The 26,109-nt window shown below is 58.5% G+C and carries 30 protein-coding genes; 13 read left to right on the top strand and 17 right to left on the bottom strand.

Features of this window, described 5'->3' with window-relative positions:
* Positions 1 to 64: 64 nt before the first annotated feature.
* Positions 65 to 760 (bottom strand): dephospho-CoA kinase, encoded by a 696-nt coding sequence (gene coaE / locus D0Y96_RS13710; RefSeq protein WP_117300786.1) that lies wholly within the window; start codon positions 758 to 760, stop codon positions 65 to 67.
* 44 nt (positions 761 to 804) lie between these two features.
* On the opposite strand from coaE, the gene D0Y96_RS13705 reads away from it, so the two are divergent.
* Entirely contained in the window at positions 805 to 987 is a 183-nt protein-coding gene (locus D0Y96_RS13705; protein ID WP_117300784.1) for a Trm112 family protein, read from the top strand.
* Between the two features lie 23 nt (positions 988 to 1,010).
* Here D0Y96_RS13705 and D0Y96_RS13700 read toward each other — a convergent pair whose 3' ends face one another.
* Positions 1,011 to 1,163 (bottom strand): hypothetical protein, encoded by a 153-nt coding sequence (locus D0Y96_RS13700; protein ID WP_158562388.1) that lies wholly within the window; start codon positions 1,161 to 1,163, stop codon positions 1,011 to 1,013.
* 176 nt (positions 1,164 to 1,339) lie between these two features.
* On the opposite strand from D0Y96_RS13700, the gene D0Y96_RS13695 reads away from it, so the two are divergent.
* Together D0Y96_RS13695 and D0Y96_RS13690 are read left to right on the top strand one after the other, a co-directional pair.
* On the top strand, positions 1,340 to 1,582 hold the full coding sequence (locus tag D0Y96_RS13695; protein ID WP_117300782.1) for a hypothetical protein: 243 nt from the start codon (positions 1,340 to 1,342) through the stop codon (positions 1,580 to 1,582).
* Positions 1,583 to 1,868: 286 nt separating this feature from the next.
* Positions 1,869 to 2,489, top strand: coding sequence for a TraB/TrbI/VirB10 family type IV secretion system protein (locus D0Y96_RS13690; RefSeq protein ID WP_117300780.1), 621 nt, complete (start codon positions 1,869 to 1,871; stop codon positions 2,487 to 2,489).
* A 77-nt stretch (positions 2,490 to 2,566) separates the two neighbouring features.
* Here the strand turns inward: D0Y96_RS13690 and frr are convergent, their stop codons facing one another.
* The 10 genes from frr to D0Y96_RS13640 form a co-directional block, all read right to left on the bottom strand.
* Positions 2,567 to 3,154: a ribosome recycling factor gene (gene frr, locus D0Y96_RS13685; RefSeq protein WP_117300778.1), complete on the bottom strand. Its 588-nt coding sequence runs from the start codon at positions 3,152 to 3,154 to the stop codon at positions 2,567 to 2,569.
* 103 nt (positions 3,155 to 3,257) lie between these two features.
* Complete coding sequence (gene lipA / locus D0Y96_RS13680; protein WP_117300776.1) at positions 3,258 to 4,190, bottom strand: lipoyl synthase; 933 nt, start codon at positions 4,188 to 4,190, stop codon at positions 3,258 to 3,260.
* Positions 4,191 to 4,269: 79 nt separating this feature from the next.
* Positions 4,270 to 4,875 (bottom strand): phosphoribosylglycinamide formyltransferase, encoded by a 606-nt coding sequence (purN, locus tag D0Y96_RS13675; protein ID WP_117300774.1) that lies wholly within the window; start codon positions 4,873 to 4,875, stop codon positions 4,270 to 4,272.
* A complete protein-coding gene (purM, locus tag D0Y96_RS13670; protein ID WP_117300771.1) occupies positions 4,875 to 5,924 on the bottom strand; it encodes a phosphoribosylformylglycinamidine cyclo-ligase in 1,050 nt (349 codons plus the stop codon). Before purM ends, purN begins: the two co-directional genes overlap by 1 nt.
* 93 nt (positions 5,925 to 6,017) lie before the next feature.
* Positions 6,018 to 6,680, bottom strand: a complete 663-nt coding sequence (locus tag D0Y96_RS13665; protein WP_117300769.1) for an FMN-binding negative transcriptional regulator — start codon at positions 6,678 to 6,680, stop codon at positions 6,018 to 6,020.
* A 113-nt stretch (positions 6,681 to 6,793) separates the two neighbouring features.
* Positions 6,794 to 6,994, bottom strand: coding sequence for an SEC-C metal-binding domain-containing protein (locus tag D0Y96_RS20770; RefSeq protein WP_117301086.1), 201 nt, complete (start codon positions 6,992 to 6,994; stop codon positions 6,794 to 6,796).
* A gap of 109 nt (positions 6,995 to 7,103) precedes the next feature.
* Complete coding sequence (locus D0Y96_RS13655; RefSeq protein ID WP_117300767.1) at positions 7,104 to 8,414, bottom strand: DUF4340 domain-containing protein; 1,311 nt, start codon at positions 8,412 to 8,414, stop codon at positions 7,104 to 7,106.
* Between the two features lie 42 nt (positions 8,415 to 8,456).
* Positions 8,457 to 9,833: a GldG family protein gene (locus D0Y96_RS13650; RefSeq protein ID WP_117300765.1), complete on the bottom strand. Its 1,377-nt coding sequence runs from the start codon at positions 9,831 to 9,833 to the stop codon at positions 8,457 to 8,459.
* Positions 9,834 to 10,601, bottom strand: coding sequence for an ABC transporter permease (locus D0Y96_RS13645; RefSeq protein ID WP_117300763.1), 768 nt, complete (start codon positions 10,599 to 10,601; stop codon positions 9,834 to 9,836).
* Positions 10,598 to 11,617, bottom strand: coding sequence for an ABC transporter ATP-binding protein (locus D0Y96_RS13640; protein ID WP_117300761.1), 1,020 nt, complete (start codon positions 11,615 to 11,617; stop codon positions 10,598 to 10,600). Before D0Y96_RS13640 ends, D0Y96_RS13645 begins: the two co-directional genes overlap by 4 nt.
* Positions 11,618 to 11,736: 119 nt before the next feature.
* On the opposite strand from D0Y96_RS13640, the gene D0Y96_RS13635 reads away from it, so the two are divergent.
* Positions 11,737 to 12,147, top strand: coding sequence for a hypothetical protein (locus D0Y96_RS13635; RefSeq protein WP_147325065.1), 411 nt, complete (start codon positions 11,737 to 11,739; stop codon positions 12,145 to 12,147).
* Positions 12,148 to 12,317: 170 nt separating this feature from the next.
* Positions 12,318 to 12,581, top strand: coding sequence for a hypothetical protein (locus D0Y96_RS13630; protein WP_117300757.1), 264 nt, complete (start codon positions 12,318 to 12,320; stop codon positions 12,579 to 12,581).
* Positions 12,582 to 12,589: 8 nt separating this feature from the next.
* On the opposite strand, the gene D0Y96_RS13625 is transcribed toward D0Y96_RS13630, so the two are convergent.
* Positions 12,590 to 13,096, bottom strand: coding sequence for a MerR family transcriptional regulator (locus D0Y96_RS13625; RefSeq protein WP_117300755.1), 507 nt, complete (start codon positions 13,094 to 13,096; stop codon positions 12,590 to 12,592).
* A 177-nt stretch (positions 13,097 to 13,273) separates the two neighbouring features.
* Positions 13,274 to 13,936: a ribonuclease HI family protein gene (locus tag D0Y96_RS13620; RefSeq protein ID WP_117301084.1), complete on the bottom strand. Its 663-nt coding sequence runs from the start codon at positions 13,934 to 13,936 to the stop codon at positions 13,274 to 13,276.
* Between the two features lie 218 nt (positions 13,937 to 14,154).
* Here D0Y96_RS13620 and D0Y96_RS13615 point away from each other — a divergent pair, with 218 nt between their 5' ends.
* The 4 genes from D0Y96_RS13615 (at position 14,155) to D0Y96_RS13600 (ending at position 17,947) form a co-directional block, all read left to right on the top strand.
* Complete coding sequence (locus D0Y96_RS13615; RefSeq protein ID WP_252263750.1) at positions 14,155 to 14,751, top strand: RNA polymerase sigma factor; 597 nt, start codon at positions 14,155 to 14,157, stop codon at positions 14,749 to 14,751.
* Between the two features lie 54 nt (positions 14,752 to 14,805).
* The gene (locus D0Y96_RS13610; RefSeq protein WP_117300751.1) at positions 14,806 to 15,774 is read left to right on the top strand and encodes a HEAT repeat domain-containing protein; all 969 of its coding nucleotides are present in this window, start codon (positions 14,806 to 14,808) and stop codon (positions 15,772 to 15,774) included.
* A gap of 62 nt (positions 15,775 to 15,836) precedes the next feature.
* Positions 15,837 to 16,742, top strand: coding sequence for a PDZ domain-containing protein (locus tag D0Y96_RS13605; protein WP_117300749.1), 906 nt, complete (start codon positions 15,837 to 15,839; stop codon positions 16,740 to 16,742).
* A gap of 167 nt (positions 16,743 to 16,909) precedes the next feature.
* Positions 16,910 to 17,947, top strand: a complete 1,038-nt coding sequence (locus D0Y96_RS13600; protein WP_117300747.1) for a radical SAM protein — start codon at positions 16,910 to 16,912, stop codon at positions 17,945 to 17,947.
* 15 nt (positions 17,948 to 17,962) lie between these two features.
* Here D0Y96_RS13600 and D0Y96_RS13595 read toward each other — a convergent pair whose 3' ends face one another.
* Together D0Y96_RS13595 and D0Y96_RS13590 are read right to left on the bottom strand one after the other, a co-directional pair.
* The gene (locus D0Y96_RS13595; RefSeq protein ID WP_117300745.1) at positions 17,963 to 18,457 is read right to left on the bottom strand and encodes a cytochrome P460 family protein; all 495 of its coding nucleotides are present in this window, start codon (positions 18,455 to 18,457) and stop codon (positions 17,963 to 17,965) included.
* Positions 18,458 to 18,465: 8 nt separating this feature from the next.
* Positions 18,466 to 19,440, bottom strand: a complete 975-nt coding sequence (locus D0Y96_RS13590) for a heme-binding domain-containing protein (RefSeq protein WP_117300743.1) — start codon at positions 19,438 to 19,440, stop codon at positions 18,466 to 18,468.
* Between the two features lie 305 nt (positions 19,441 to 19,745).
* Between D0Y96_RS13590 and D0Y96_RS13585 the strand changes: the two genes are divergently transcribed.
* The 4 genes from D0Y96_RS13585 (at position 19,746) to D0Y96_RS13570 (ending at position 25,138) form a co-directional block, all read left to right on the top strand.
* Positions 19,746 to 20,177 carry a BlaI/MecI/CopY family transcriptional regulator gene (locus D0Y96_RS13585; RefSeq protein WP_117300741.1) on the top strand — a complete coding sequence of 144 codons (432 nt, stop codon included), beginning with the start codon at positions 19,746 to 19,748 and terminating at the stop codon, positions 20,175 to 20,177.
* Positions 20,174 to 21,613, top strand: coding sequence for a M56 family metallopeptidase (locus D0Y96_RS13580; RefSeq protein ID WP_117300739.1), 1,440 nt, complete (start codon positions 20,174 to 20,176; stop codon positions 21,611 to 21,613). Before D0Y96_RS13585 ends, D0Y96_RS13580 begins: the two co-directional genes overlap by 4 nt.
* A 62-nt stretch (positions 21,614 to 21,675) precedes the next feature.
* The gene (locus D0Y96_RS13575; RefSeq protein ID WP_117300737.1) at positions 21,676 to 23,232 is read left to right on the top strand and encodes a Do family serine endopeptidase; all 1,557 of its coding nucleotides are present in this window, start codon (positions 21,676 to 21,678) and stop codon (positions 23,230 to 23,232) included.
* Between the two features lie 250 nt (positions 23,233 to 23,482).
* A complete protein-coding gene (locus tag D0Y96_RS13570) occupies positions 23,483 to 25,138 on the top strand; it encodes a PAS domain S-box protein (protein ID WP_117300735.1) in 1,656 nt (551 codons plus the stop codon).
* 68 nt (positions 25,139 to 25,206) lie between these two features.
* Here the strand turns inward: D0Y96_RS13570 and D0Y96_RS13565 are convergent, their stop codons facing one another.
* The gene (locus tag D0Y96_RS13565; protein WP_117300733.1) at positions 25,207 to 25,986 is read right to left on the bottom strand and encodes a LexA family transcriptional regulator; all 780 of its coding nucleotides are present in this window, start codon (positions 25,984 to 25,986) and stop codon (positions 25,207 to 25,209) included.
* Positions 25,987 to 26,109: the final 123 nt, after the last annotated feature.

Below are 26,109 nucleotides of genomic sequence, written 5' to 3'. Positions count from 1 at the left end.
AGCTTTCAGTAAACAGATGCAGCACCTGCGCAAACAGGCGCGGAACGTTCTGCTTTTATTGTATTCAAATGCGGCGTGCGGCCTGGAGGCCGTCTGGCGCACTCGCTGCTTTTGACACGGCCTGGAGCTGCGGAAGAATTTTTCCCACCTGCGCTCTCAGATGCTCCGGCGATCCGGAGTTCTCGATCACATAGTCACAGTGGCTGATCTTCTCGCTGTCGGCGATCTGCGCCGCGAGTCTTGCCTGGGCGTCGCGTTCCGTCTCGGCACGCTGCTCGATGCTGGCATCCGCCGGCAACACCCGAGCCAGATAGCGAGCCACTTTCACCTCGTCCGGAGCGGTGACCAATATGATGCGATCAAAACGGCGGCGCCATTCGGGAACTGTGCCCATTCGTTCCGCTTCAAAGATCAGCGCGGACTCGATCATGACGATCGCTTCGGGTTCACGTGAGGCAATGATCCGCATGCGGCGCTCCTGCTCTGCGATGACTGCAGGATGCACGATACGGTTCAGCTCATCGAGCCGCGCTTCTCCAAAGGCTGCCTTTGCCAGCGCACGGCGATCGATGGTTCCGTCAGTCGAAAGGACGTCATGGCCGAAGTGTTCCAGGATTTCGCGATAGACGCTCTGGCCGGGCTGCATCAGCTCGCGGCCAACGGCGTCCGCTTCGATCACATGAACGCCGCATTCCCGGAAGATCGATGCGACTGTCGACTTCCCGCTTCCAAGACCGCCCGTCAGCCCAACTCGCAGCATACTTCTCCGGCGCCTTCCCTGTGCATGCCGGATACACTCAAAGCATGCGGCTCGATCCCTTGTCTGATCCGGTACTGAAGCTGATTGTATGCCCGGCCTGTCATGAACATATGGCTGCCGATCCGGATAAACAACACGTGATCTGCTCCTGCTGCGGCCGCCGCTACCCCGTTGAAGACGGACTGCCGGTGCTTCTGATGGAGCGTGCTGCCCGCACCGATCGGTGATATGAAAGCATCGAGGACAAGCTCTAGTGCAGCCGATGCGCGAAGGGCGCGATCATCCACCACGCAAGGCCTGTGGCAATCAGTATGGCGGCCAGCAGCAGCAACAGCATCAGAGCCCAGGATGGCCCACTCGGCTGAGTTTTAGATTCCGTTTCATGCGGTTTTGTTTCACTCATGGGTCTGACTCAGTGTAGTCCGTATCGAAGCGTATTCCCCCCTCGTTGACGAGGCCAAAAGAATTTCCAGGACGGGCACCACATGCGCCCGGAATTTGTGTCTTACCTCTTATGAGTTCGCGGCATTGAACAGATGCCGCCAGACGCGCCGGAAGATTATGCGAGGAGACGACCACATGTTGAGCGCTGGCAGGGTTGAGAAATTCTCCGCTTCAGAGCTGAATGATCTGCGCACCGGGCTTATGCAGTCCGGTCTCGATTCAAGACAGGCCACACAACTGCTGGCCGTATTTCTGGCCGGCCGCGGTTACGGCGTGAACAACGATCTGGCACACGAGGCCGTACTCCAGATAGAGATGAGCGGATGTTCGCTCGACTGCATGCAGTATGAGCTGGAAAAGGTCGCTCTGGTGATGTAAGCGGAGTGTCTTACTGGCTTCCACTCAAAATCGCTCGCTCTACTGGCGCTGTCGAGGCAGGCTCAAACGTTGTTGTACATCGCCTTCGCGGCGGCATGGCTCATCGATGAAGCAGCTCGGCGAAATAAACTTCGGGCTCTATTTATCATTTAGTAACCATTGGCTGCTTTGCTTCGTCTATTAAGCAGGAGCTCCTGTTTTGCAGTATGTGATCGTGCCGGTGTATCGCTGTCCGGCGCGTACTGCTTTCCATGCACGTTGTGGAAATTTTTTCTATCAGGAGCAAATGATGAAACTGAATTCTGAATGGGCCTTGCGCCTTGCTGTAGCTGCAGTGCTGACAACGTTTACAGGCTATGCCGCTGCCGAAGTTCCCTCTCAGTCGCTCAGGCTGGTCAGCGCGGATGCACAGCTTAACCAGCAGATCGATTCGAAAACGGCTACTTCCGGCGAGCAGATCACGGCGAAGCTCACCAGCAACGTGACGACGGCTGACGGAACAAAGATCGACAGAGGCGCAGAGTTGATTGGCGAGGTCAGCGGCGTGGAAGCCTCAGCACACCACGGACCGGCGCACATCAGCATCGTATTCAACGAGGCACGCCTGAAGGACGGCAGACAAATCCCGGTGAGGGCAGTGCTGCTTGGCGCCTATCCACCGGAGGACGACGACAATGGCACTGCCGCTGATCCCATGAGCCTTCAGCCTCACTTCATTCCCGCCGATCAGAAGATCGACCAGGAAGCGGGAATCCTGAGCCATGTAAGCCTGCACAGCAATGCCGGGGGGCAGAGCTCCGGTAATTTTGTCAGCAGCGATCGCGATATCCATCTGGGCCGGGGAACCCAGCTTCAGTTCGCGCTTGCGCCGCGCTCTTCAACAAACCTGATGTCCGGCGCAGAATAATCACCACCGCAAAATGCGAAAGCCGCTGCTTCGGCAACGGCTTTTCAGCAATAACGAACGCTTGGACGGCCTAACCGTCACACCTGCATGACTTCTGCTTCCTTGCGCTTGCTCATCTCTTCCATCTTCCTGATCTCTTCATCAGTCAGCTTCTGAATCTCGTCAAGCGCGCGTTTCTCTTCGTCTTCAGAAATCTTTTTGTCCTTTGCCGCTTTTTTGATGAGATCGTTGCCGTCGCGACGGATATTGCGGATGCCGGTGCGGTGCTCTTCAAGAACCTTGTTCAGGTGTTTGACGACATCGCGGCGGCGCTCCTCGGTCATGGGAGGCACCGGAACGCGGACGATCTTGCCGTCATTCTGCGGATTGAAGCCCAGGTCGGAGGTGCGGAGAGCTTTTTCGATCTCGCCGAGTACACTCGGGTCCCACGGCTGGATGACGATCATGTTCGCATCAGGCGTAGTGAGCTGCGCGAGCTGGCTGAGCGGCGTCGGCGTGCCATAATACTCCACGCGAACCTGATCGAGCATCTGAACGGAGGCGCGTCCGGTGCGGGTGGAAGCGAGGTTCGCCTGGAAGTCGTGGACGGCTTTATCCATGCGCGATCTGAGCTGTCCGTGGATATCCTTCAGCGCGGGAATACCCGCCATTACCGAAACTGCCATAGTGTTCTTCCTCTTGAATCTGAGTTCGCTTTGGCTCTGTATTCAGGGCACGTATCAAGACACGTATTTTAGACTGTTTGGCGCACAGTTTGCCGCCGGACGCTTACATTACCAGGCGAACACCCTTCGCCTCCGTCTGGGCGGAATCGGCCTGTTCATGCGCATGATAGGACGAGCGGACAAGCGGACCGGATTCGACGTGTCGGAAGCCCATCTTCAGAGCTTCCTGCTTCATGAAGGCGAACTCTTCGGGTGTGTAGTAGCGCGTCATCGGCAGGTGATCCTTCGACGGACGGAGGTACTGGCCAATGGTGAGGACATCGGTGCCGACGCGGGCGAGGTCGCGACAGACGTCGAGCAGCTCGTGCATCTCTTCGCCGAGGCCGACCATAACTCCGGATTTGGTGACGGTGCGCGGGTTGATCTGCTTCGCGTATTCGAGCAGTCGCAGGGTGCGCTCATAGCGGGCTCCGGAGCGGACGGCGCGGTAGAGGCGCGGGACGGACTCGGTGTTGTGATTGAGGATCTCCGGACGCGCCTCGACGACCATGCGGATGGCCTCTTCATTCCCCTGGAAGTCGGGGATGAGGACTTCGACCTGGCAGCCAGGAGCCTGCTTCCGGATTTCGTCGATGACCATGACGAAGGCGCGGGCGCCACCGAGAACGTCGTCATCGCGGTTGACGCTGGTGATGACGGCGAATTTCAGTCCGAGCTGGGCGACGGCCTCGGCGACGCGGCGTGGCTCGTCGAAGTCGATGGCGTCGGGGCGTCCTTTGGGGACGGCGCAGAAGCCGCAGCGGCGGGTACAGGTGTTGCCGAGCATCATGAAGGTGGCGGTGCGATGGTTCCAGCACTCGCCGATGTTTGGGCAGTGCGCCGACTCGCAGACGGTGTGCAGATTGAGGCTGCGGGCCAGCTTCTTCAGATCATGATAGTTATCGCCGACCGGGGCGCGGGCCTTGAGCCAGTCGGGCTTCGAGACGGGTCGCTTTGGGGCGAGGTCAATCTGGACGAGTTCTGCCGCGGTAGCCATGAAGTTTCTATTTTAAAGCAATGCACAGGAACAGCCTGCCGCCGGCCGCATGACTCCGGCCGAGTGATGGAATTCAGCGCTATGGTTTCCGAACGTAGCGTCGACCGGCAAATTCATAGTCGCCTGAGATCACCCGGGCGATGGCTTCGCTGTAGGCGAGGTGTTCCTGCTCGAGGATGCGGGCGGAAAGCGTTTGTGCGTCGTCGTCTTCGAGGACGGGGACTGTCTTCTGCAGGACGATGACGCCATGGTCGAGCTGCTCGTCGACGAAGTGAACGGTGCAGCCGGCAACCTGAACGCCGTAATCGAAGGCCTGGTGCTGCGCGTCGAGACCGGGGAAGGCGGGCAGCAGAGACGGATGGATGTTGAGAATGCGCTGCGGGAAGGCCTGCACGAATTCGGGCGAGAGCAGCCGCATGTATCCGGCAAGACAGATCAGATCGACATGATGCTCGCGCAGGCAGGCGACGATGGTTGCATCGTGCTCGGCGCGTTTGCGGCCCTGAGCTTCGATGGCGACGGCAGCGAGGCCGCGGTCACGGGCAGCAGCGAGGCCCGGAGCATCGGCTTTGTTCGAGATCACCACGGCGATCTCGCAGCCGAGGAGCTTTCCGGCTGCGATGCTGTCGGCGATGGCGAGGAAGTTGGAGCCGCGACCGGAGAAAAGAATGCCCAGGCGCTTCATCAGACGTAAACGACCTTGCGCTCACCTTTGACAATGCGACCGATGACATGGAATTTTTCGCCCGCGCGGTCGAGCATGGATTTGGTGCGCTTGAATTTCTCGGCGGGAACAGCAGCGATGAGGCCGATCCCCATATTGAAGGTCCGCAGCATTTCATCCTGATCCACATTGCCCAGCTCACGCAGGTGCTCGAAGATGGGCAGTACCGGCCAGCTTCCCAGCTCTACCTGTGCCGCCATACCCCGGGGCAGGATACGGGGCAGATTTTCGGTGACTCCACCGCCGGTTATGTGCGCCATACCGGTCGTGTAATCACCTGCGGTGAGCTTTTTAATGAGATTGAGGTAGCTGCGGTGGGTCTTCATCAGCGCCGCGCCGGCTTTGTCCTGCAGGGCATTGATGTACTGGCCGGCCTTATACTCGGCAACCTCGAAGAAGAGCTTGCGAGCCAGAGAATATCCATTTGTATGGAGGCCGGTGGAGGGGAAGGCGATGAGTACGTCGCCGATATGGATGTTTTCTCCGGTAATGAGCTTTTCGCGCTCCACAACGCCTACGATGAAGCCGGCGAGATCATATTCCCCATCGGCATAGAAGCCTGGCATTTGCGCTGTCTCGCCGCCTATGAGCGCGCAGCCGTTGGCGCGGCAGGCATCGGAGAGGCCGCTGACGATCTTTTCGGTGACTTCGTGGTCCAGCCTGCCGGTCGCCAGATAATCGAGGAAAAACAGCGGTTTCGCGCCCTGCACCGCAATATCATTCACGCAGTGATTCACCAGATCCGCACCTACGGTGTGATGAATGCCAAGCTCGAAGGCGATTTTCAGCTTGGTGCCGACACCGTCGGCGCTGGAGACGAGGACAGGCTGCTGGTACTTGCCGTCAAGCCGGAAAAGCCCGCCAAAACCGCCGATCTCGCTGAGCACATTGCGGTTAAAGGTCTTCTGCGCAAGATACTTAATGCGCTGCTTGGCGCGGTCGCCGCTGGAGATATTCACTCCGGCATCAGCATAGGTCACCGGCGTCTTTTTCGCTGTTTGTTCTGACAAGGCGCTTCCGTTGAGATGAAATTCGGCTGGAAGGGCTAGTTTAACTGTTTTTCCTGTAACTGTGGGCTACTTCCGGGCGCGATCCGATCCGGCTCAGTATCCGGCCGGGGGCTCGGATTCGATATTTTCCATCAGGTCGGCTACCTCGGTTTTGCGCGTATCTCCCTGGGCGCCCAGCTCGCGCAGCCCCCGAATCACTCCCTGACGGTCTTCAGCGGAGCGGTTTTGATTGAACTTCCGCTTGCCCTCGATGCGGGTGATCCGCATTTCAAAGCCAACGATGGCTTTCAGCTGCGACTCGATGTAATTTTCCGGAGCGTCGGCAACGCGCCAGGGGGCGGGAAAGCCGGCTTCGAATTTGTCTGTAAGCTGCGTGACCAGATCGCGCAGACGATCCGCGTCCTGAAAGAATACGGGACGGCCCCAGGCGTGAATCGCGGCGTAATTCCAGGTGGGGACGACGCGGCCCGTCTCCTGCTTTGCGGCGTACCAGTTAGGGGTGACATAGGTTTCGGGACCAGTGAAGATGGCGAGGGCTTCGATGCCGGAGTCCGTCTCTTTCCACTGGGTGTTGGCGAGCGAGATGTGGCCGAGGAGGGTCCCGAAGGGGCCGTCGGATTCGCGTAAAAGCAGCGGAAGATGTGTTGCGACCAGGCCGCTTCCCGTTACAGAGACCAGCGTTGCCAGACCGCCACTGCGGATGTCGGCGTGGAGGGTAGCGAGATCATCGACAACGAATGCCTTCGGCCTGTACACGGGTGCTCTCCTGTGTACAGGATATAGCGATGAGAGCGTGTGGCCCATGTCCGACGAACGGACATGGACCACACCCGGTTATTCGCGGAAAAAAGTAGTTACGTACCGCCCCGTCATATCGACCGGATCGGAGACAGCATCGCTTGAAAGCTCCTGCCGGAACCGCATGGACACAAATCGTTCCGGCCTAGCTTTTCCCGGAGTTCTTTGTCGCCGTTAACGACGCGGAGCCCGCGTTTTACTTTGGTTTCTGAAGGGAAGCCTTTGCGGCGCTTACTGCTTCGCTCGAAAGGAAGGCAGCTGTTCGAATTTATCGTTGCTCATGACACGCCTCCTGAGTGGGATATTCGTCAGCCTACCATACCTTTCATTCTTCACAGCCGATGCAAGGAACGGGACACCCGGGTACTTATTTCTTTATGTTTATTTTTTTGCGGGCTGGATGGCGGCGGCGGCTTTCGTCAGGTCATCGACTATGCCTGCATCGAGGCGATAGAGCGACGGCTCATTCTGCCGGCGGGCAATGCACTCATGAGCGGCCTTTGCTATTTGTACGATTTCGACGCGTTTGCCTTCGTTCGAGGTGACGGTTATTTCTATTCCGGGCGCGGTAAAGCCGGAGCTGACAAAACTGCCTGCAGACAGGTCGCGCAGCTTCGAGACCAGCGATTCGATATCGTCTGCGTTCATCTGCTTTCCGGCCGACCACCACTCGCCGCCATTGCGGGTAAAGAGCCAGGAGTCTGCGCCGCTGCGCACCTCTACGCGATTGGGCTCGTCGTAGTCGAAGTCGAAGAGCCTGTGGTTGCGGAAGTCGTCTTCGCTCCTGTCGAGCGCGCTTCCGGTATCGGAGCCGGTTTCGTACACGCCTTCGACGGCACTCGATTTTGCATAATACTGGCCTTTGCTCTCCCGAACCTCCAGAGTCTCCGTACCCGTGTCATCGGTGACCTTCGCGATTGCGATGGGCTGCGCGGCGGCGAAGAGTGCGGCTGCGTCTTTGCTGTGCGCTCCATTCAGATCCATCGTCGCTCCGGTCAGGCCGCTGACAAGCTGCTGCACCTGCGAGTTGTCGGCACGGAGAGGCTCCGGCTTCACGATCTGCCAGCCATCTTTGCCACGATCGAAGGTGACATCCATATTTTTGCGGATGAGCTCGATCCGGGTGATCTTGTCGGAATCCGCGGTCAGCAATCGCTTGTCGCGCAGATCGTCCAGCCCCTTGTCGAGACTGTTTTTGTAATAGCTGTAGGTTGTAAAGACTCTGGGATCGCCTTCGACCATGGCATAGACGGCACTGCCGGTCGGGGTGTCATCGCCCAGCAGCAGCTTTTGGGTCGTATGGTTCTTCTCACCGATGTCTATTTCAAGAGAGGGCTGGCTGAGCCCGAATGAGGAAAGATCACCGGCCTTGTTTTCGACCACCCGCTCGGAATCGAGTGAAGAGACGGTATTGAGGATGCCGGAGACGTTGGTCTGATCGGCGCGCATCTGCTTCGGCGCAGTGATCTGCCAGGAGCCGGAGCCGGTCTTCTCCAGGATGACCGGCGCAGAACCCTTTCTGGCCACGGTGAGCTGTGTGATATCGGGCTCGCTGAGATGGAGAATGGCCGGCGCTGCATCGGCGGCAGCACTCACGTTCGCCGTGGAAGATTTATGGTGGCCAGACCAGTAAAGGACTCCTGCAAGGATCAGGAGAACCAATGCTGCAACCATCAGACTGCGGAGTTTCATAACGCTTTTCCGGATATCTCCTGAAGCTCGTCGAGCGTTCTCTTACCTTCTCCTCCACCACACAAGAATGCCGATGAGGATGACGATGAGCGGCAGCACGAACTGGCTGGTGGCGCGCACGATGCCGAGCTGAGCGCGGGTCATTGTGATGCGCCGGTCGTCCTGCGGCTTGGGCCGGATCGAGATCAGGTCTTCGTCGGAGGAGAGCCAGTTCACTGCATTCAGCGCGAGGTCGCTGTTGCCGTTGAAGTCGATGAAGCGATTCGCGGCCCACGATGAGCTGCCGACCACCACGAATCGTCCCTGCTCGTTCGGCTTGCCGGTGTCCCAGGTTCCCGCCGCCGCGAGGGTGAATGGCCCTTTTTTATTCTTCGGGTCATTCACATTGACTGAGCTTGCAGCCAGATCGGCGGTCGCGAGGCTGCTGTCAGACGAGCTGAAGAGCTTCTGAATGCTGGTTTTGGCCGTGTCTTTGATATCAAGTGATCGCGAGAGCGGAAAGCCGGTTGCCGTTCCGCGCATGCCGCTCACGATGGGCTGCGAGCTGTAACTGGTGACCAGGGGAACCTGTGGGCCGAGACCGGCGATCTGCCCGATAGGGTTGAGATCGAGAATCAGATCCTTGTCTACGATCACACCCCAGCCCTGCAGCAGGGCCGTAAGCGCATCGTTGGCCGCGATGGCGGAGGCTCCGGAACCGATGGGCGGATCGAGCAGGAACATGGCGCGTCCGCCAGCTTCGACATAGGTCTGAATCGCATTTACTTCCGGCTGCTGATAATCGTGCGTGGGGCCGGCGATCACAAGCACGGTGCAATCGCCCGGCACCTGAGCCTTCGTCAGCAGATCGACGCTCTGCGTTTCATAACTTTCACCCGTCAGGAGGGCTTTAAGACGGGAGAGACCATCGCGGTCGCTGCCGTCGATCGGATGCTCACCACTGCCGGTCAGGAAACAGACGGTGCGGGTGCCGCTTTTGAGATCACGGATAAAGGCTCCTGTGATGCCCTCTTCCGTCATGCTCTGCGCGGCTTCCTTTTTTTTACCGATCTGCACGACCGCAGTGCCGAGATCGCGGATATTGTCGGCGCGTGCGAGCTGAGGCTCTTTGTCGGGGTCGACGTACTGAACATGAACGCGGGGGGAAAGGTCAGAGTACTCGGCGAGCAGATCGCGGCCCTCCTGAAAGCGAGTGCTCTGATTGAAGTAGAGGATGGTCGCATCCTGCTTCAGGCCCTTTACAATCTTTTTGGTCTGATCCGAGAGACTGTACCGCTTGTTCGAGGTCGTGTCGTATGACTTGTTGTAGCGATTTGCCAGCACATTCACGACGACTGCGACAGCCAGCACAATCAGGATGTATGCCGCCGCATAGGTTGCATACTTTGTCTGTCTTGCCTTCAGCCACTGACCCGCCATCTACGACCTCCACCGCAGCGATTCCATGGAACGCGACGTGAAGAAGAGCCCCAGGAAGATCAGAGTGAAATAGAAGACAGTGTCTTTGATCTCGATCACACCTCTGCCGAACGAGTCAAAATGCGTGATCACCGAAAGATAGGCGAGAACGGTTGCCCATGTGGCCGACTCATAGCCGCTCACCCATTCCAGCACCCACAACAGCAGGCAGACACCGAAAGTAGCCGCGCCGGCGATGATCTGATTCTTCGTCAGCGTGGAAATAAATGTTCCAATGGCGAGCAGTCCGCCTGCCTGGAGAAGAAGCCCAAGATAACCGACGGCAAGCGGCTTCCAGTCGGGATTGCCGTAGAGAAAAAGGAATGAAAAGTTGAGCGCGGTGAACAAGAGCAGACATGCGTAGAGAATGAGCGCGGCAGACCATTTGCCGAGGACGATCTCGAGGTCACGCACCGGAGAAGTCGTCAGCAGCTCGATGGTTCCGGTGCGCTTCTCCTCAGCGAAGAGGCGCATGGTGATCATGGGAATGAAGAAGAGGCCGAGGACGCTGGCGTTCGAGAGCAGAGGACGGATGATCTGCTCGTTGATGTTCATGGGGATCGCCTGGCCGCGCATCTGCATCTCGATGCCTTCGATCACAAAATAACCAAGCGCGTTCCAGAAGAAAAAACCAAAGATCAGGCTGAACATCGCCAGCAGCAGATATGCGACCGGCGACACAAAATAGCTGCGCAGCTCCTTACGGCAGATCGTCCAGGTATTTCTCATGCATTCGGCTCGCTGGCGGGAATTCTCTGGGGCGCAGGAGTTTTATCGGGCTCTGAGTGAGTTTCACTTCCGGTGAGCTGCAGGAATATCTCCTCGAGGCTCATGGAAGCAGGCCGAAGCTCGTTGAGATCCCAGCCCGATTCGACAACGGCCCGCGCCAGATCGCCGCGGATCAGCTGTCCGTGCTGGCTTTCGGCCTCAAACACCATATCCGGACCGCTCGGCTCTCTGCAGACGACGCGACTGACGCCGGGAATGCGCTCCAGACGCTGCTGTATCTGCAACGTGAGAGAGGCATCGGGCGCGCTGGCGCGCGGAGCAACCTCGATCAGGATGGTCTCTGCGCCGCGAGCGCGCTCCTGCAGATTGCGCACGGAGTCGGTCGCGACAAGCTTTCCTTTGTTGATGATGACAACCTGCTCGCAGGTCTGTTCCACCTCAGGAAGGATATGCGTGCTGAGAATGATGGTGTGATCGCCTGCAAGGCTTTTGATCAGATCGCGCGTTTCGTTGATCTGTTTGGGATCGAGGCCGGCTGTGGGTTCGTCGAGAATCAGCACATCGGGATTGTGGATGATGGCCTGGGCCAGGCCCACACGCTGACGATAACCTTTGGACAACTTGCCAAGTAACTTCGTCTTAACATCAGCGACAAAGCAGCGATCACAGACATAATTGATACGCTCTTCCAGCATGGCCCCCGAGAGTCCCTTCAACCGGCCGACGAAGCGCAGATACTCGACTGTCTCCATCTCGGGATATATGGGCGGCGACTCAGGAAGATATCCAATGCGCTTTTTCACCTCGAAGGGCTGCTCCAGCACATCGAAGCCTGCGATGGTCGCTGTGCCCGCCGATGGCGGCAGGAAGCACGTCAGCATACGCATGGTTGTGGTCTTTCCCGCTCCATTTGGGCCGAGAAATCCGACGATCTGGCCTTTTTCCACAGCAAATGAAATCTGATCCACCGCAGTGGCGCGCGCGTACCTTTTGGTAAGGTTCTGTACTCTGATCATCGCTTATATTTTTTGGACTGCAGTAAGAAGCGATCGTTATCAACGTAAATCCACGACACGGGAACGCATCTCATATACAAGCATTGCTAAATGGCAGCAATCCGAAGAATGCGCTTCCGATGCCCTATTTTCCAGAGTCATCTATCTGCCTTGCTGCGAATTCGCGGGAAAATATCTTCTCTTCGTTCATTATCGGACGAGCTATTCCGGTTATCGCGTCGTTTCGGAGGGCACAGAAATTTTCTTTGCATCCATACAGCGAGATGCGCGTGACGGATGGCGGAGGGAAGCAGACGAGAAAGCCGTTCTCTGGGGCATGCGCGGCCGATTCTCCTCCGCGTCATGACGAGATCCTGCTATTCCGTATGCGAAGGATGTTTACGGTGATGGCGGCGCACCTGCAGGAGATACAGCGCCAGCAGAAAACCACCGTAGGTACGCTCCTGGCAATGACGGCAGCGAATGGGATACTGAAGCACTGCGAGCCGCTCGAGGTCGCGCCAGCGAAAGTGCGACAGGCGGAATTCTGATCCATAGCAATTCGGGCAAATCATGCGAGGCTCCTCCAAATCGGAGTAACAGAGAATTCATCCGAACATGGCGGGGAACCATTCAGCATTCTCCCTGAGAGTTATTTGGATGCGGTTTGCCGCAAAACTGCGCTAATGTAGTTCTACCTGTCTTCCTGGAGGCACCCACCATGGTCTGGGACGTTTCATTTACCTGCGATATCTGCGGCAAGAAGAAGGGCGAGGCCAACCACTGGTGGATGGCGATGCTGGGCGACGTTCCCTGCTACGACGAGGGCCAGCCGGGATTTCGCTTTACGCTGCTTCCCTGGAACGCCGCCGAAAGCCGCAATTCAGACCTGTATCACCTGTGCGGCCAGGGCTGCGTCATGCAGGCGGTAGAACGGTTTATGACGCGCGGCAGCATTGAAATCGATATGGCGGCGACGCGCTGAGTCACAACCTATTCAAAAAGGTTAGGCCGTTCGGTACGGATTGCCCGCGGCTTTGACATACGCCGCACGGGGCTCTGCGAGACCACAGGCGGTGAAGACAGCATTCCCAGCAGATCCCGCAGCTCGCTGCGCAGCTGCCGCAGTTTTGCCTGCGTTGCGGTCACCCGCGCTGCGCCATCCTGAGGAAGGGCAAGCTCCGTCTGCGGCGAGGCTTTTTTATCCTCTCGCGCGGACTGGGCAGCCTGGGTAAACACCTGGCGGGCGCCGGCAATGGTGTATCCCTCCTGGTGCAGAAGCTGCCGGATGCGCAAAGCCAGCTCCACATCGCGCTTACGGTAGAGACGCTGGCCGGTACCGCTTTTATTGGGCCGGAGCTGCGGAAACTCCGATTCCCAGAAGCGCAGCACATAGGCTTCCACTCCACAGAGCTTTGCTACTTCGCCAATGCGAAAGTACAGCTTGTCGGGGATAACCGGCGCGCCGCTGTTCTTTCGCTGCAATGCGTGTTTTGACATCAGGTGGCACCACACTGCGGCATCCGTGGAACTCTCTCCGCCGCTTCGGCCGCGCAATGAGCGGCCCACTGGCAGTATAGGTCACGGTATGCGGCATTTGTAACCGCGAAATTATCCTGAAATGTTCAGAGAGGAATCAGCCCCGGATACTCTGCTTTTCGGCAGGCCGGAGCGGTTTCATGCATGGTCGCGAATGATTTTCACAAAGACTCCGTCGGGCAGCTCGCCGTCGAGCAGATGAACCACCCCACCCTTGACGAAGCCGCTGAGCGTCTTCGGCTTCTCGCCCGACCGATCTGCAACAGGGGCAACTGATGAGCGCTTCGCATGATCAGGGGCGGCGGCGGTTGCCCGGCCGGTGCCTCGGTCCATTGCCTGATTGGCCAGCTGATCGGCCCTCCGGTTCTTCTCGCGCAGCACGTGCTGAATCTGAAACCCCTTCAACTGCGCGATCCGGCGCCTCGCTTCGTCGTAGAGCGGCCGCAGCTCCGGGCTGTTCACCCGGTACTGACCCTTGATCTGTTTGACCATCAGCTCCGAATCGGAGATCACACGCAGCCGCGCATGCCCTTCGGAGAGCGCGAAGTCGAGCGCAGCCAAAAGACCGGAGTATTCGGCGAAGTTGTTGGTTTTCCGACCGAGGAATTCACTGAGCTCGGCGAGGGTTTTGCCCTGGGTATCCTGAACAAGGACGCCGTAGCCGGCAGGGCCGGGGTTTCCTCTGGAACCGCCATCGCAACAGGCGGTGATCATCTCGTCCGTCTTCGCTTCGCCGGAAGGCGTATCTTCTGTCTTCTGCTTCTCCGGCCACAGATGGCCACTCTCCTGTTGCCGTGTCATGCAGTGAGTGTAGGGCATCTGCATGTGCATCGCGGGACGCTGCCGCACCGCGAGACTGGAAAAATCCGCATCTTCTGCTAACAAATTGCCGATTTTAACGTCTGTTTATATACGATTGCCGGACGAATAACCGGGTCGTAAGCCAGTGGAGACCTATGTCGACTGATGCCCTCCGTATTCTTTCCCGCGGCGCGTCAGGAATACAATCCTCCCAGCGTATGCTTTCTCAGGCGCGGGAGCGTGTATCCGAGACCGACCTGATTCGCGAGGCCCAGGCAGGATCGCGCACAGCCTTTGACGCTCTCGTGCGTCAATATAATCAGGCGGTGCTGCGGCTGGCTCTGCATCTGACCGGATCGGAGCAGGACGCCCAGGACATTCACCAGGAGGCCTTTCTCAAGGCCTGGCGATATCTGGGCAATTTCCGGTTCGAGTGCTCGTTTTACACCTGGATCTACCGCATCGTCACCAATCTCTGTCTCGATCATCTGCGCCGGCGCAAGTCGCGCCGCGAAGACCAGGCAGTGATGATCGACTCGTCGGGCGAGGAGATGGACCTGCTCAGCAATGTGTCGGACGAGCGGGCGGGGGCCAATCCGGACCGCGAGCTGGAGCGGCAGTTTCTGGGAACACGCATTCGTGAGGCGCTCGATCACCTTACACCGCGGGAACGAATGGTCTTTGAGCTGAAGCACTATCAGGGGCTCAAGCTGAGAACGATCGGGGAAATGCTGCACACCACGGAAGAGACCGCCAAGAATACGCTCTTCCGGGCGACAAAGAAGTTAAGAGCAAATCTGGCGGAAATACGCTGACGGCGATTTATCCGGAAGCACTTTTTTGAGGTTCAGTGAGGTCAGGGCAAAGCCATGAAGTGTGAACTGGCTCAGGAATACGCAGCACTGTCGGTTTACGGAGAGCTGTCTGACGATCAGGCGCATCAGCTTCAGCAGCACCTTGGCGGCTGCGAGGAGTGCAGCCGCGAACTGGAGGCGCTCCAGGCTCTGCAAAAGGCGATGTCTCTGCTTACCGTCGCCGAGCCCTCCCCCAATCTGCTTGCCCGCACTCGCATTCGTCTGGAAGAGGCGCTCGATGCGATGCCCCACGGCAGCTGGCTGCTGCGCGTGTGGCAAAGATTCCAGCAGGCGCTGGCACGCCTGAGCGCGGTTCCTGTGATGGCTTCGGCGCTTCTCCTCTTCGGTACAGCCGTGGGCATCTATGCCGGTTATTGCGCCGGAGTTCATGTTCACGATTCCGAAGAGGCCCGGCTTATCCTGAGCGCTCCTCCGCAGAGCTCCGATACCCCCGGGCTGATTGCCAGCGTCAGCGGCATTGTGCAGCAGCCGGATTCGGAGCAGGTCGAAGTACATTACAACCGGCTGGTTCCTGAGACGATCCACGGATCGCTCGACGATCCGCAGATTCGCCGTCTGCTGCTGGTCGGCACGCAGAACCGCGTGAATCCCGACGTCCGCGGCGATTCCGTTAGCCTGCTGGCCGATGAATGCCGGGCCGGGCACCAGTGCAGCGGCGGACCGATTCGCAACGCGCTGATGCTGGCGCTTCGCACCGACCGCAACGCGGTGGTCCGGCTGAAGGCGCTGAATGGCCTGCAGCCCTATATTGCCGATGATATGCAGGTGCGCGACGCCATTCTGGAATCGCTGCTGAACGACAGCGACCCGCGAATCCGTACCCAGGCGATCACCCTTATTGAGCCCGTCGAGGGCGACAGCAGCGTACGTCAGGTATTGCATGCCGTCTCCCTCGAGGACGACAATCCGCAAATACGTATCGTTTCACGTCAGGTTCTGGATCAGATCCCACAGATTCAGTGACCGCGTGGTGACATTCGTCTGATGCCTGCCGTCATTAGAAATGGCAGCACTGAGGTTCCACCATGAAGCATCTTCCGAGGCCCATTCAGGAATTCGCGCTGCTTGCCCTTCCGGGTATCTTTCTGGCACTGGTACCTGCCTGTGCGGGAGCGCAGCATATTCCTGTCGATCCGAACACCCCGCTGTTTCTGATCTCGCATGCTGCCCAGGGATATCTGGGCATCGATACTCGCGATGTCGGCACCGACCGGATAGCCGCGCTCAAACTGAAGGACACACACGGCGCCGAGATCGTTACGGTGGATCATGACGCGCCAGCCGGCAAGGCCGGCCTGCGGGTGCACGACGTGATTCTGCAGATCAATGGCCAGCCGGTGGAGAGCGAGGCTCAGTTCGGCCATATCCTGCATGACTCTCCTCCGGGCCGGACGATTACGCTGCTTATCAGCCGTGACGGACAGCAGCAGACGGTCTCCGTGCAGCTGGGCGACCGCGACCAGATCGAGGCCGACGCGTGGCCGCATGCTTACCCGGTTCCGGATCAGGAAGATGATTCGGCGACGCCGGCAGCCACCTCCACCTGGGCCGGATCGGATTCGACCTATGCCGCATCCTCCGGAGCGTCGCTGCCCGGCAGCCGCGGTTTTCTGGGCTCATTCCACATCGACCCACTTTATGTCGGTCTCGAGCTTGATCCGATCGGTACCCAGCTTGCGGAATACTTTGGCGTGCATGACGGCTCCGGCCTGCTGGTGCACCGGGTGGAAGACAACAGCCCCGCCTCTGCCGCCGGGCTGAAGGCCGGCGATGTCATCACTCGCGTCAACGGCAAAAATATCGCCACCCACTCCCAGTGGATGAAGGCCCTGCATGAGAATCGCGGCAAACTCATCCAGGTGACCGTTGTTCGCAATCGCAGAGAGCAGACCGTGACCATGACGGCGGGCCAGCTGAGGAAGAAGGGCTGATTCAGGCCCAGGAACTGATTGCTGGAATTAATATTTGACCATTCGGCTCCGGTTGGGAGGGCCTGCATCCCATTCAGCCGCTGTATCGCCCCGTTCATTCCTGACGGCTCGCGGGGAATAACCGCATGTGATTCAATAGAGTCTGAGGGATTTGCCCTCGTATTCGTATGCCTGCAGCCCGCAAACAAACCCCGGTACGCCGACTGAAGGCCGCCTCGCGCAAAGTGCGGGAGCTGGCGCTGGTGGGCCACGCTCTGGCCTCGACGCGGCATCCGGTCATGGCACAGATTGTGCCCATGCGGCGGTGCAACCTCTCCTGCGCTTACTGCAACGAGTACGACGATGTCTCAAAGCCGGTACCGCTCGATGAGATGCTGCGCCGGATCGACCATCTGGGGCGTCTGGGCACCAGCATCATCACCATCTCCGGCGGCGAGCCTCTGCTGCATCCGGAGCTGGACGACATCATCCGCCGCATCCGCCACACAGGAGCGCTGGCGGGGATGATTACGAACGGCTATCTGCTGATGCCGGACCGGATCGAGCGGCTGAACAGGGCCGGGCTCGATCATATGCAGATCTCGATCGACAATGTGCAGCCTGATGAAGTGTCGAAGAAGAGCCTGAAGGTTCTCGACAAAAAGCTGCAGTTTCTGGCGGAGTATGCCGATTTCCACGTCAACATTAACTCGGTCGTCGGCGGAGGCATCAAGGACCCACAGGATGCGCTCACGATCGGACGGCGCGCCATGGAACTGGGCTTCACTTCGACCATTGGGATCATTCACGACGGGGACGGCCAGCTGAAGCCTCTCGGCGACGAAGAGCGCGCCGTGTGGGACGAGATGCGCTCCTGGAATAAGAAAAACTATTCGCGATTCAACCACTTCCAGGAAGCGATCGCGAATGGCATGCCGAATGACTGGCGCTGCCGCGCCGGCTCGCGGTATCTGTATATCTGCGAGAACGGTCTGGTGCATTACTGTTCGCAGCAGCGAGGTTTTCCGGGCGTACCGCTGGCCGAATATACCAAAGCCGATGTGAAGCGCGAGTTTCTGACCGAAAAGACCTGCGCTCCGCACTGTACCGTCAGCTGCGTGCATCAGGTGTCTTACATCGATCACTGGCGCGCGCCGCAGACATCGACCATCTCGCCCGGCAATGCGGCTGGAAGCGAAGCGGGGCTGATCAATATCCGACTCTGAGCAAGGCCGGACGGATTACGGCATAACAGCTGCCCGCTGCGCCAGCAGCCAGGCGGCACGGTCACCTGGGACAGATGCTTCCGCTTTTGACGACTCCTTCAGGGGCGAGCCCTCATATTTTTCATAAGACCAGGATGGCTTCTGATCGGCGCCTTTGATCACCGAGACAAACTCCACTGATTTTGGCGATGACGGAATGCCTGCGCCGAACCAGCGCGGATCTTCCTGCTGGCTCCAGGTGACGGCAGCGAGGACAGCGCCGGAGGGATAGTCATGGCCGGAATTATTCCTGGCATACTGCACGGCGGCATCGTTACCAAAGAGCGTGGACATGGTGCCGTTCTGCTCGTCGATCCAGGAGGTGATGACCTTCCACGCCAGCGGGTTATACGGCAGATTGCCGGTCAGAGCTGCTTCCTGATTGATATGCGTTGCCACGCGGGAGTTGGCGCCTGAACACCCAGCGGCAATGACCAGCAGCCCCGCGCAGAGAAGACCTGTGCATTTCATCGGCGCTCTCACTGCTGGCCTCCTGTTCCCTGCCCGGCAAGCGGAGCAGTGTACACATAGTCATTCTTCCGGACTGGTTTATGGCAGTCGACGCACTCATGGGCAAAGGAGGCATCGCGGCCATAAGGCTTGAGATCGGCTCCGCGCCAGCGGCCCCATCCCCAGCCTTTGGTGGCAGCATATTTTTTCTGATCGCGAATCATGAGCTCCACCTGCACGAAGGCACCGGTGTGCGATATGCCCTGGGCATCCGGCTGCTGCGCCCACGCCACTTTGGCAAAGACTGTGCCGTCGGGCCAGGGATTGATCCGGTGTTCGGCGATGGCTTTGATGGCGATTTCATTGCCGAGAATTTCGCGCATAGTGTGATTGTCGAAGCGGTCGGTACTGCTGATGACTCTCCAGTTTTTATAGTCGGGAATAAATGCGATGCCGTTGGGCTCCGGCTGTACTGCGGGAATGGCATTCGCGGCATGCTGCCATGCTTCATACTGTGCATCCGCGGCCTGTACCTGCGCCTGGGGAGCGGCCTGTTTCGGCGCCGGCGGATGGAGATAGGCCCGCAGAATCTCAAGCTGCTCCGGCGTTACCGCCGATCCGGGATGAATGGCCCGGTACGCGGGCAGCGGCATCACGCCAAGCTGAATCTGATTGATGGCCTCAAAGAGGAGGCCCTTCTGCTGAGCGGCCGACAACTCTCCAATTTCGGAGAAGTTGAGGGCCATTCGCCCCTTCTCCACATCTCTCTCCGCCAGCCAGTATGCGGGCGCCACCTGGTCATACCAGGGCAGCTTTGTCTCGTCGGAGTGGCAGTTATAGCAGGAGCTGCGCAGAATCTGCTTCACTGCAGGCGGTGCCTGAATCTCGGCCGTCACCGGCGGATTCTCGATTGCGGGCCGGATGAACTGGATGCCGATGAACACGATGCACAGGAGAACTGCGATCCAGACGACTGCTTTTGCGCGGGGTGATCCCGTGGCCATGCTTTTCCTTTCAGCGATAAACCTGTAAACGGCGGTCGTTCCGATTGCAGGGTTCGAGAGGCGTGTCTTGTCAGCGTGACACAAAAGGACGGCACGGTGTGCGCATATCCATGCTTCCACCCATCTGAGCTTCCACCCATCTGACGGTCGACGGCGGCCGATGGTTAAACGTGGCTTTTCTCTGGTCTGTCACTTTGCTGTCAAAACCCTGATTGTTGTGGAAGATCGGACGCGCTCGACGACAACTAAAAAATTAGTTACATTTAAAAAACCGGAACGTCCAAAGAGTGGAAGGAGGATCGGAGATGCCGCGCAGGCCTTCAGGAACGCTCACAGAAGCCGAGCTTCGCATCATGCAGATCCTCTGGGAGAAAGGGCCGGGGACCGTACAGCAGATTCTCGATTGCCTGATGCAGAAGCCGGCGCTGGCCTACAACACGGTTCTCACCACGATCCGTATTCTCGAAAAAAAGGGCTACGTCGGACACTCCAAAGACGGACGTGCCCACGTTTATCTGCCCCTGGTACAGCAGATGGAAGCAACGCGCTCTGAAATTCGGCACCTTGTCGGGCGCTTCTTCCAAAACTCGCATGATGCGCTGCTGCTGAATATTCTCGAGGACCGCGGCATTGCAGCGGAAGAGATCGCCCGTTTGCGGGAGATGCTGGATCGCGATGGATCTTCCAACCCGCATCCGATACAGGACAGCCGCCTGCATGAGGGAAAAGACCAGTGAGCTGGCCCCTTTTCCAACTCGTTGCGCAAACCTGCGTGGAGCGGGCCCTGAACTGCCTGCCGGAAGGATTGCTGATCGCCTTCTTCGCCTGGCTGCTGCTGCGCGTGGTGGGACGCCGCAATGCGGGAACACGGTTTGCCGTCTGGTTCACCACCCTGCTGGCAATCGCAGCTCTTCCATTTCTCGATGGACCCGGTAACAGGCACTCTCTGCTGGCTGCCGCAGGCGTTTCAGGAGCTGCCCACGCAGGCAGCAGATTTCTGACGGTTCCGGATTTCTGGGGAGCCATCCTCTTCGGCCTGTGGGCGTGCATCACCTGTGGCGCACTGATCCTGCTGGCAGCCGGTTTGTGGCGTGTTCGCGTGATCCGCAAAAGCTGCAGGACACTCGATGGCGCGCTGATGGATACGTCGCTGCAGGATATTGTCGCGGCCATGAGCTCACCGGACCGGATCGAGGCAGGCCAGCGGCTGAGGCCGGTCGGTATTACCGTTTCAGAGCTGGTTCGGGTACCGGCGGCGATCGGCTTCCGCAAGCCAATGATTGTGCTTCCCGAGTGGGCCCTGCATGAGCTTTCCTCCGGTGAGCTGAAATCCATTCTGCTGCATGAGTTCGCGCATCTGCAGCGCAGGGATGACTGGACGAACCTTCTGCAGAAGCTGGTGCGCGCGGTCTTCTTCTTTCATCCTGCTGTCTGGTGGATCGATGCGAAGCTCTCGCTGGAACGGGAGATGGCCTGCGACGATGCGGTGCTGGCTGAGACCGGCAATGCGCGGGCCTATGCGGGGTGCCTGATCTCACTGCTGGAAAAGAGCTGCGCACGGCACAAGTGGGTTATGGCGCAGGCCGCTGTGCATCGCGCTCGTGAAGCGTCCCTGCGGATTGCGCAGATTCTGGCGCCGAAGCGTCCCGGCACAACACGCATCTGGAAGCCGGCGCTGGGTATGGCCGGAGTGCTCTCGGCATCCGGTCTCGCCCTTTTGCTCTGCACGCCGCGGCTGATTGTCTTTGCTCCGGCGAAGACTTCGGGAACGATGACCGCCAGTTATTCAGCCGGTTCGGTTGATCTGAACACGATGCCGGTTCACGCCGTTGTTCCGGCTTCACTGAACATCCGGAAAGCGCGGATACAGGCAACGCCTCTCGTCTTTCATCCCGATGACCAGGCGGAATCGAAGCAAACGGTGGTGAGGCGCCCTGCTTACGCCGCGAAGCTCGCTGCTTCTGCAACTGTTCCTGGAGCTGGTAAAGCTCTGGTTGTAGCCACGAAGACCAGACGGAATGCCGCTCCGCCTCCGCAAACACTGGTCTTTATGCAGGAGACGCAGTATGTCCGGGTGGATGATTCCGGCCGCGGAGTTCGCCTGTGGAGGGTGATCCTTATCAATCCCGACAGAGGCATTCTGCAGGAGGGCCTGATCGCCAGCACGATCTGAGCCCGGCAGGCATTTTTTTTGAATGGAAAAACTAATTCTTTAGTTTAAAGAGGAGAATACAGATGGAACGACAGAAGTGGAGCTGGAAATCAGCATTAACGCGGCGCCTCGTTGTGCCGGTTGTAGTAGCCGGAGTAATCGTTTCGGTGGCTGCCTATAAATTTGCCGGGCCGGCGCATGCCGCGGCAACTGCGTCGGCCCTGGAGGCAGCCGCGCCACCGCTGGACAGCAGCAGCGTGGGTCCTTTGCTCTCGCTCGATCAGGCCATGGAGGCTCTGACGGCGCGGGTGCGACCGGCGGTGGTGAACGTGACTGTCACTTCAAAGGTTGGTCCGCAATCGACGGACGACGATCAGCAGCAGCAGGAACAACAGCAACAGCAGATGCAGCAGTTTTTTGGTCTTCCCTTCGGACAATTTTTCAATACACCGCAGCAGCGCGGGCCGGAGATTGAGCATGGGCTGGGCAGCGGCGTAATTATTTCGCCGAACGGCTACATCGTGACCAATAATCACGTGATCAAGGGAGCCACAGACATTCGGGTGACGATGACCGATCGCCGTATTTATCCGGCAAAGCTGATCGGAGCCGACCCGCTGACCGATCTGGCGGTGATCAAGATCAATGGCACTGATTTACCCAGTGTTCCGTGGGGAGACTCGACGGCACTGAAGCCGGGACAGACAGTGCTGGCATTCGGCAATCCCTATGGATTCAGTTTCACGGTCACGCGCGGCATTGTCAGCGCGCTGCACCGGCCGAATCCGGAGGCCGATCGCCGCAAGCCGGGTGAGTTCATCCAGACCGATGCGGCGATCAATCCGGGGAACTCGGGCGGTGCGCTGGTGAATGCACGCGGTGAGCTGATCGGTATCAATACCTTCCTGATCTCGCCTTCCGGCACCTTCTCGGGCATGGGTTTTGCCATTCCCAGTGAGATTGTGCAGCCGACGGTGGAGAAGCTGATTCAGTATGGCAAGGTCGATCATGGCTTTATCGGCATCTCGATCTCGGATGTAACACCGGATAACGCGAAGTTCTTCGACGTGCAAAAGGCCACCGGTGCCGTGGTGACCGATGTCAGCGCCGACGCGCCGGGCGATAAAGCCGGGCTCAAAACGGGAGACGTGATCACGGAGCTGGACGGCAAGCCCGTTACCGATGCCGGTGAGCTGCAGATGGAGGTCGGACAGAAACAGCCCGGCGACACGATTCATCTGCAGGTTGTTCGCGATGGCAAGCCGATGTCGATTTCGGTCACTCTGCAGTCGATGAAAGGCTCATCGGGAGCGCAGGCTTCCGGAGAGCAGCATGGCAAAGCACGCTGGGGCATTGGACTGGGCGACCTGACGCCTGCGCTGCGGGAACAGATGCAGCTTCCGGCCAATGTATACGGAGCGGTGATCGAAAACGTGAAGTCAGGTAGTCCGGCGGACAATGCGGGACTGCAGGCAGGCGACGTGATCGAACAGGTAAACCGCAAGCCGATGCACTCTGCGGCGGAAATCGCCGGCGCACTGTCGGGCATACAGGATGGACAGGATGCTCTGGTGCTGGTGTGGTCCGGCGGCGGCCAGACCTTCCGCGTGCTGCATCCTGCAGAAGCGGGCAACGATTAACCAGACGCGCTCGAAGCGCTCTGTTCGCCAGCCTGTTCCCGTCCGCTATCAGCGGCGGGGACAGGCTTTTTTGTGTCTCTGCCGGAACAATTACATGGTCTGACAAGGCGGAGTATCCGGACTTTCCAACCCGGTTATGTGGTCTGAATGATGGAAAACCGTCAGTTATGATGAGTTCACTCCTCTGTTTCTTTATCATCGCCCCTGAACGGAGCGCACTTATCCATCGATTGTCGATGACGTTTGAGATATGACTCTATCCAGTGATCTCCAGCGAAAGCTCGCGATCGTGGTGCAGACAGGTCTGTCGCTGGTAAACACTCGCGATCTGGAAAAGATCGTGCAGTCGGCCACGGATGCAGGACTGGCGCTCTGCGGAGCGCAATTCGGTGCTTTCTTCTACAACATAATCAATGAAGAAGGCGAGCATTACCGCCTGTATACCCTCTCCGGGGTCGATCGCGAAAATTTCAGCGCGTTTCCCATGCCGCGCAGCACCGGGATATTTGCCCAGACCTTTGAGGGAAGGGGCATTATGCGGTCGGCCGATATCACCAAAGATCCGAGATACGGCCGGAACGCGCCGTTCCACGGCATGCCTCCCGGACATTTACCTGTTCACAGCTATCTGGCCGTGCCGGTGAAGGCGCAGAGCGGCGAGGTGCTGGGTGGCCTGTTTTATGGGCATGAAAAGACGGGTGTCTTCGACAGGGATGCCGAGGAACTGGTGGCTACGGTGGCGGCTCACGCGGGGATTGCGATAGAAAATGCCAGATTACGCGAAGAGCTGATGAAGAAAATCGAGGAGCAGAAGAAGACCGAAGTGCGCCAGAAAGATGCATCGAACAGGCTGGGCGAGCTGGCCGCGATTGTCGAGTCCTCCGATGATGTGATTTTGAGCAAGGATCTTACCGGCCGGATAACAAGCTGGAATCATGCAGCCACGCGGACTCTCGGTTATTCAGAAGAGGAGATGGTTGGCGCTTCGATCCTCAGACTGATTCCTGAAGAACTTCATGATGACGAGAAGATCATTCTTGAAAAGATTCGCCATGGAGAACGCATTGAGCACTTTGAGACCGTTCGACTAACGAAAGGCGGAGAGCGGATCGACGTATCCCTTTCCATTTCTCCGGTAAGAGACGCTTCCGGAGAGATTATCGGCGCCTCGAAGATTCTGCGTGACATTTCAACCCGGAAACGGATGGAAATATCGATTCTGCAGGCGGAGAAGATTGCCGCGACCGGGCGCATGGCGGCGACCATTGCTCACGAAATCAATAATCCGCTGGAGGCGGTCGTGAACCTGCTGTATCTCGCGGGCAAAAAAGCGACCGACCCGGAACAGATCGCCTATCTCACCTCCGCGGAAAGCGAAGTGACACGCGTTTCGCACATTGCGAGGCAGACCCTGGGTTATTACAGAGAAAATGCTTCAGCGATCAGCACCTCGCTGGCCACACTGGTTGCCGATGCCGCCAGGATCTACCGGCCACGATGCGACTCCGCAGGAATACGCGTCGAGCTGTGCATCGACTCCTCAAAGGAGATCGTGGTGCGAAGAGGAGAGATGATGCAGGTCATCTCAAACCTGATTGCAAACTCAATCTACGCGATGCCCTCCGGCGGTGTTCTGCGGCTTGCCGTTGGAGATACTCCGGTTGGAGTGCTTCTGACGGTCGAAGACAACGGAACGGGAATTTCCGCAGAGATGCTGCCGAGGGTCTTCGAAGCCTTTTTTACCACGCGCAAGACGATAGGAACCGGAATCGGGCTGTTTGTCGCCAGGCAGTTTGTGGAAGGCCATGGAGGAAAGATCTGCGTTCGCAGCAGCATCGATCCCGCATCGCATGGCACGACGATATCGATCACGCTGCCGCTGCAGAGCATTTATTCCGCTGAGTGAGCGGATCATTTCTCGGGAAGAATTCGCCGCATCAGTCCCTGAGACTGCCGGGAATAAGCAATCCTCGATCAGTGGCCTGGCTCCGCGTCTTTCGAAACCCACCAGAGAACCTCTCCGAAGATCTTCCATCTGGACGCGCTGCTGATATCAATCGGCATCGTTTCCGGATTCGCCGAAACCAGGAGGTCCGCACCGGCCAGACGCAGGAAGCGGGCGATCTTAAAACCCAGGTCCCGGTGAGCGACTACGGTGAGCTTCCGCGCAAGGTTTTTGCGGTCGGTGGCAGCCGTATCGACGAAGATAATCGAGCCGGAAGGGATGGTCGGATACATGGAATCCCCGGAAACATGCATGCTGATCATATTTTCCGGGTGAGGGCACCAGGCCAGCGGCGCCAGGAGCACGTCTTCCACCTGGGCCTCAGAGAGATGTACATTCTGCTTCGGCGCAACCCGGTCTCCATAAGCAGTCACATTGAGAAGCGGAATGGCTACAGCGCCTGCCTTGCCGGAGAGCTGCCTTGAAACTTTCCGGCTGGATACCAGCTTGAAATCCTGCAGAGAGACGCGCATCGACGAAAGCATCTGACGAAAACTGGCATCGGGATGGCCGGAAATATCGACGCCGGCGCGCTCCCAGAAATACACTCCGGCCGGACGGCGAGCCAGATTTCCCAACGCAACATACATTTCAGCCGTCGGCTCCCGCTTTCCCTGTGTCCAGCGCGACACGGTGGCGGGAGATATCCCGAGCCGTTCGGCAAGACCGGCCTGGGTAACCTTCAGCTCCCGGAGAAGCCGCTGAATTCTCTCGGCCCACTCAGGGGAAGTACTTTGTTGTGCAGCCATGCGAATCCTTCACGCCTTCGGGCAATTGCGCCCATGCAATTGCCTCAATGAAATCAATAATTTAGCTTCCTCGGCAGGTATACTAGCAGGAACTTTCGAGCATCGTAGTCGGCACGTGGAGCA

Origin of the sequence: Paracidobacterium acidisoli (assembly GCF_003428625.2) — a bacterium.
GTDB classification, from domain to species: Bacteria; Acidobacteriota; Terriglobia; order Terriglobales; family Acidobacteriaceae; genus Paracidobacterium; species Paracidobacterium acidisoli.
The sequence above is the reverse complement of the archived record's forward strand: the minus strand, read 5'-3'. Positions and strand labels throughout refer to the sequence as shown.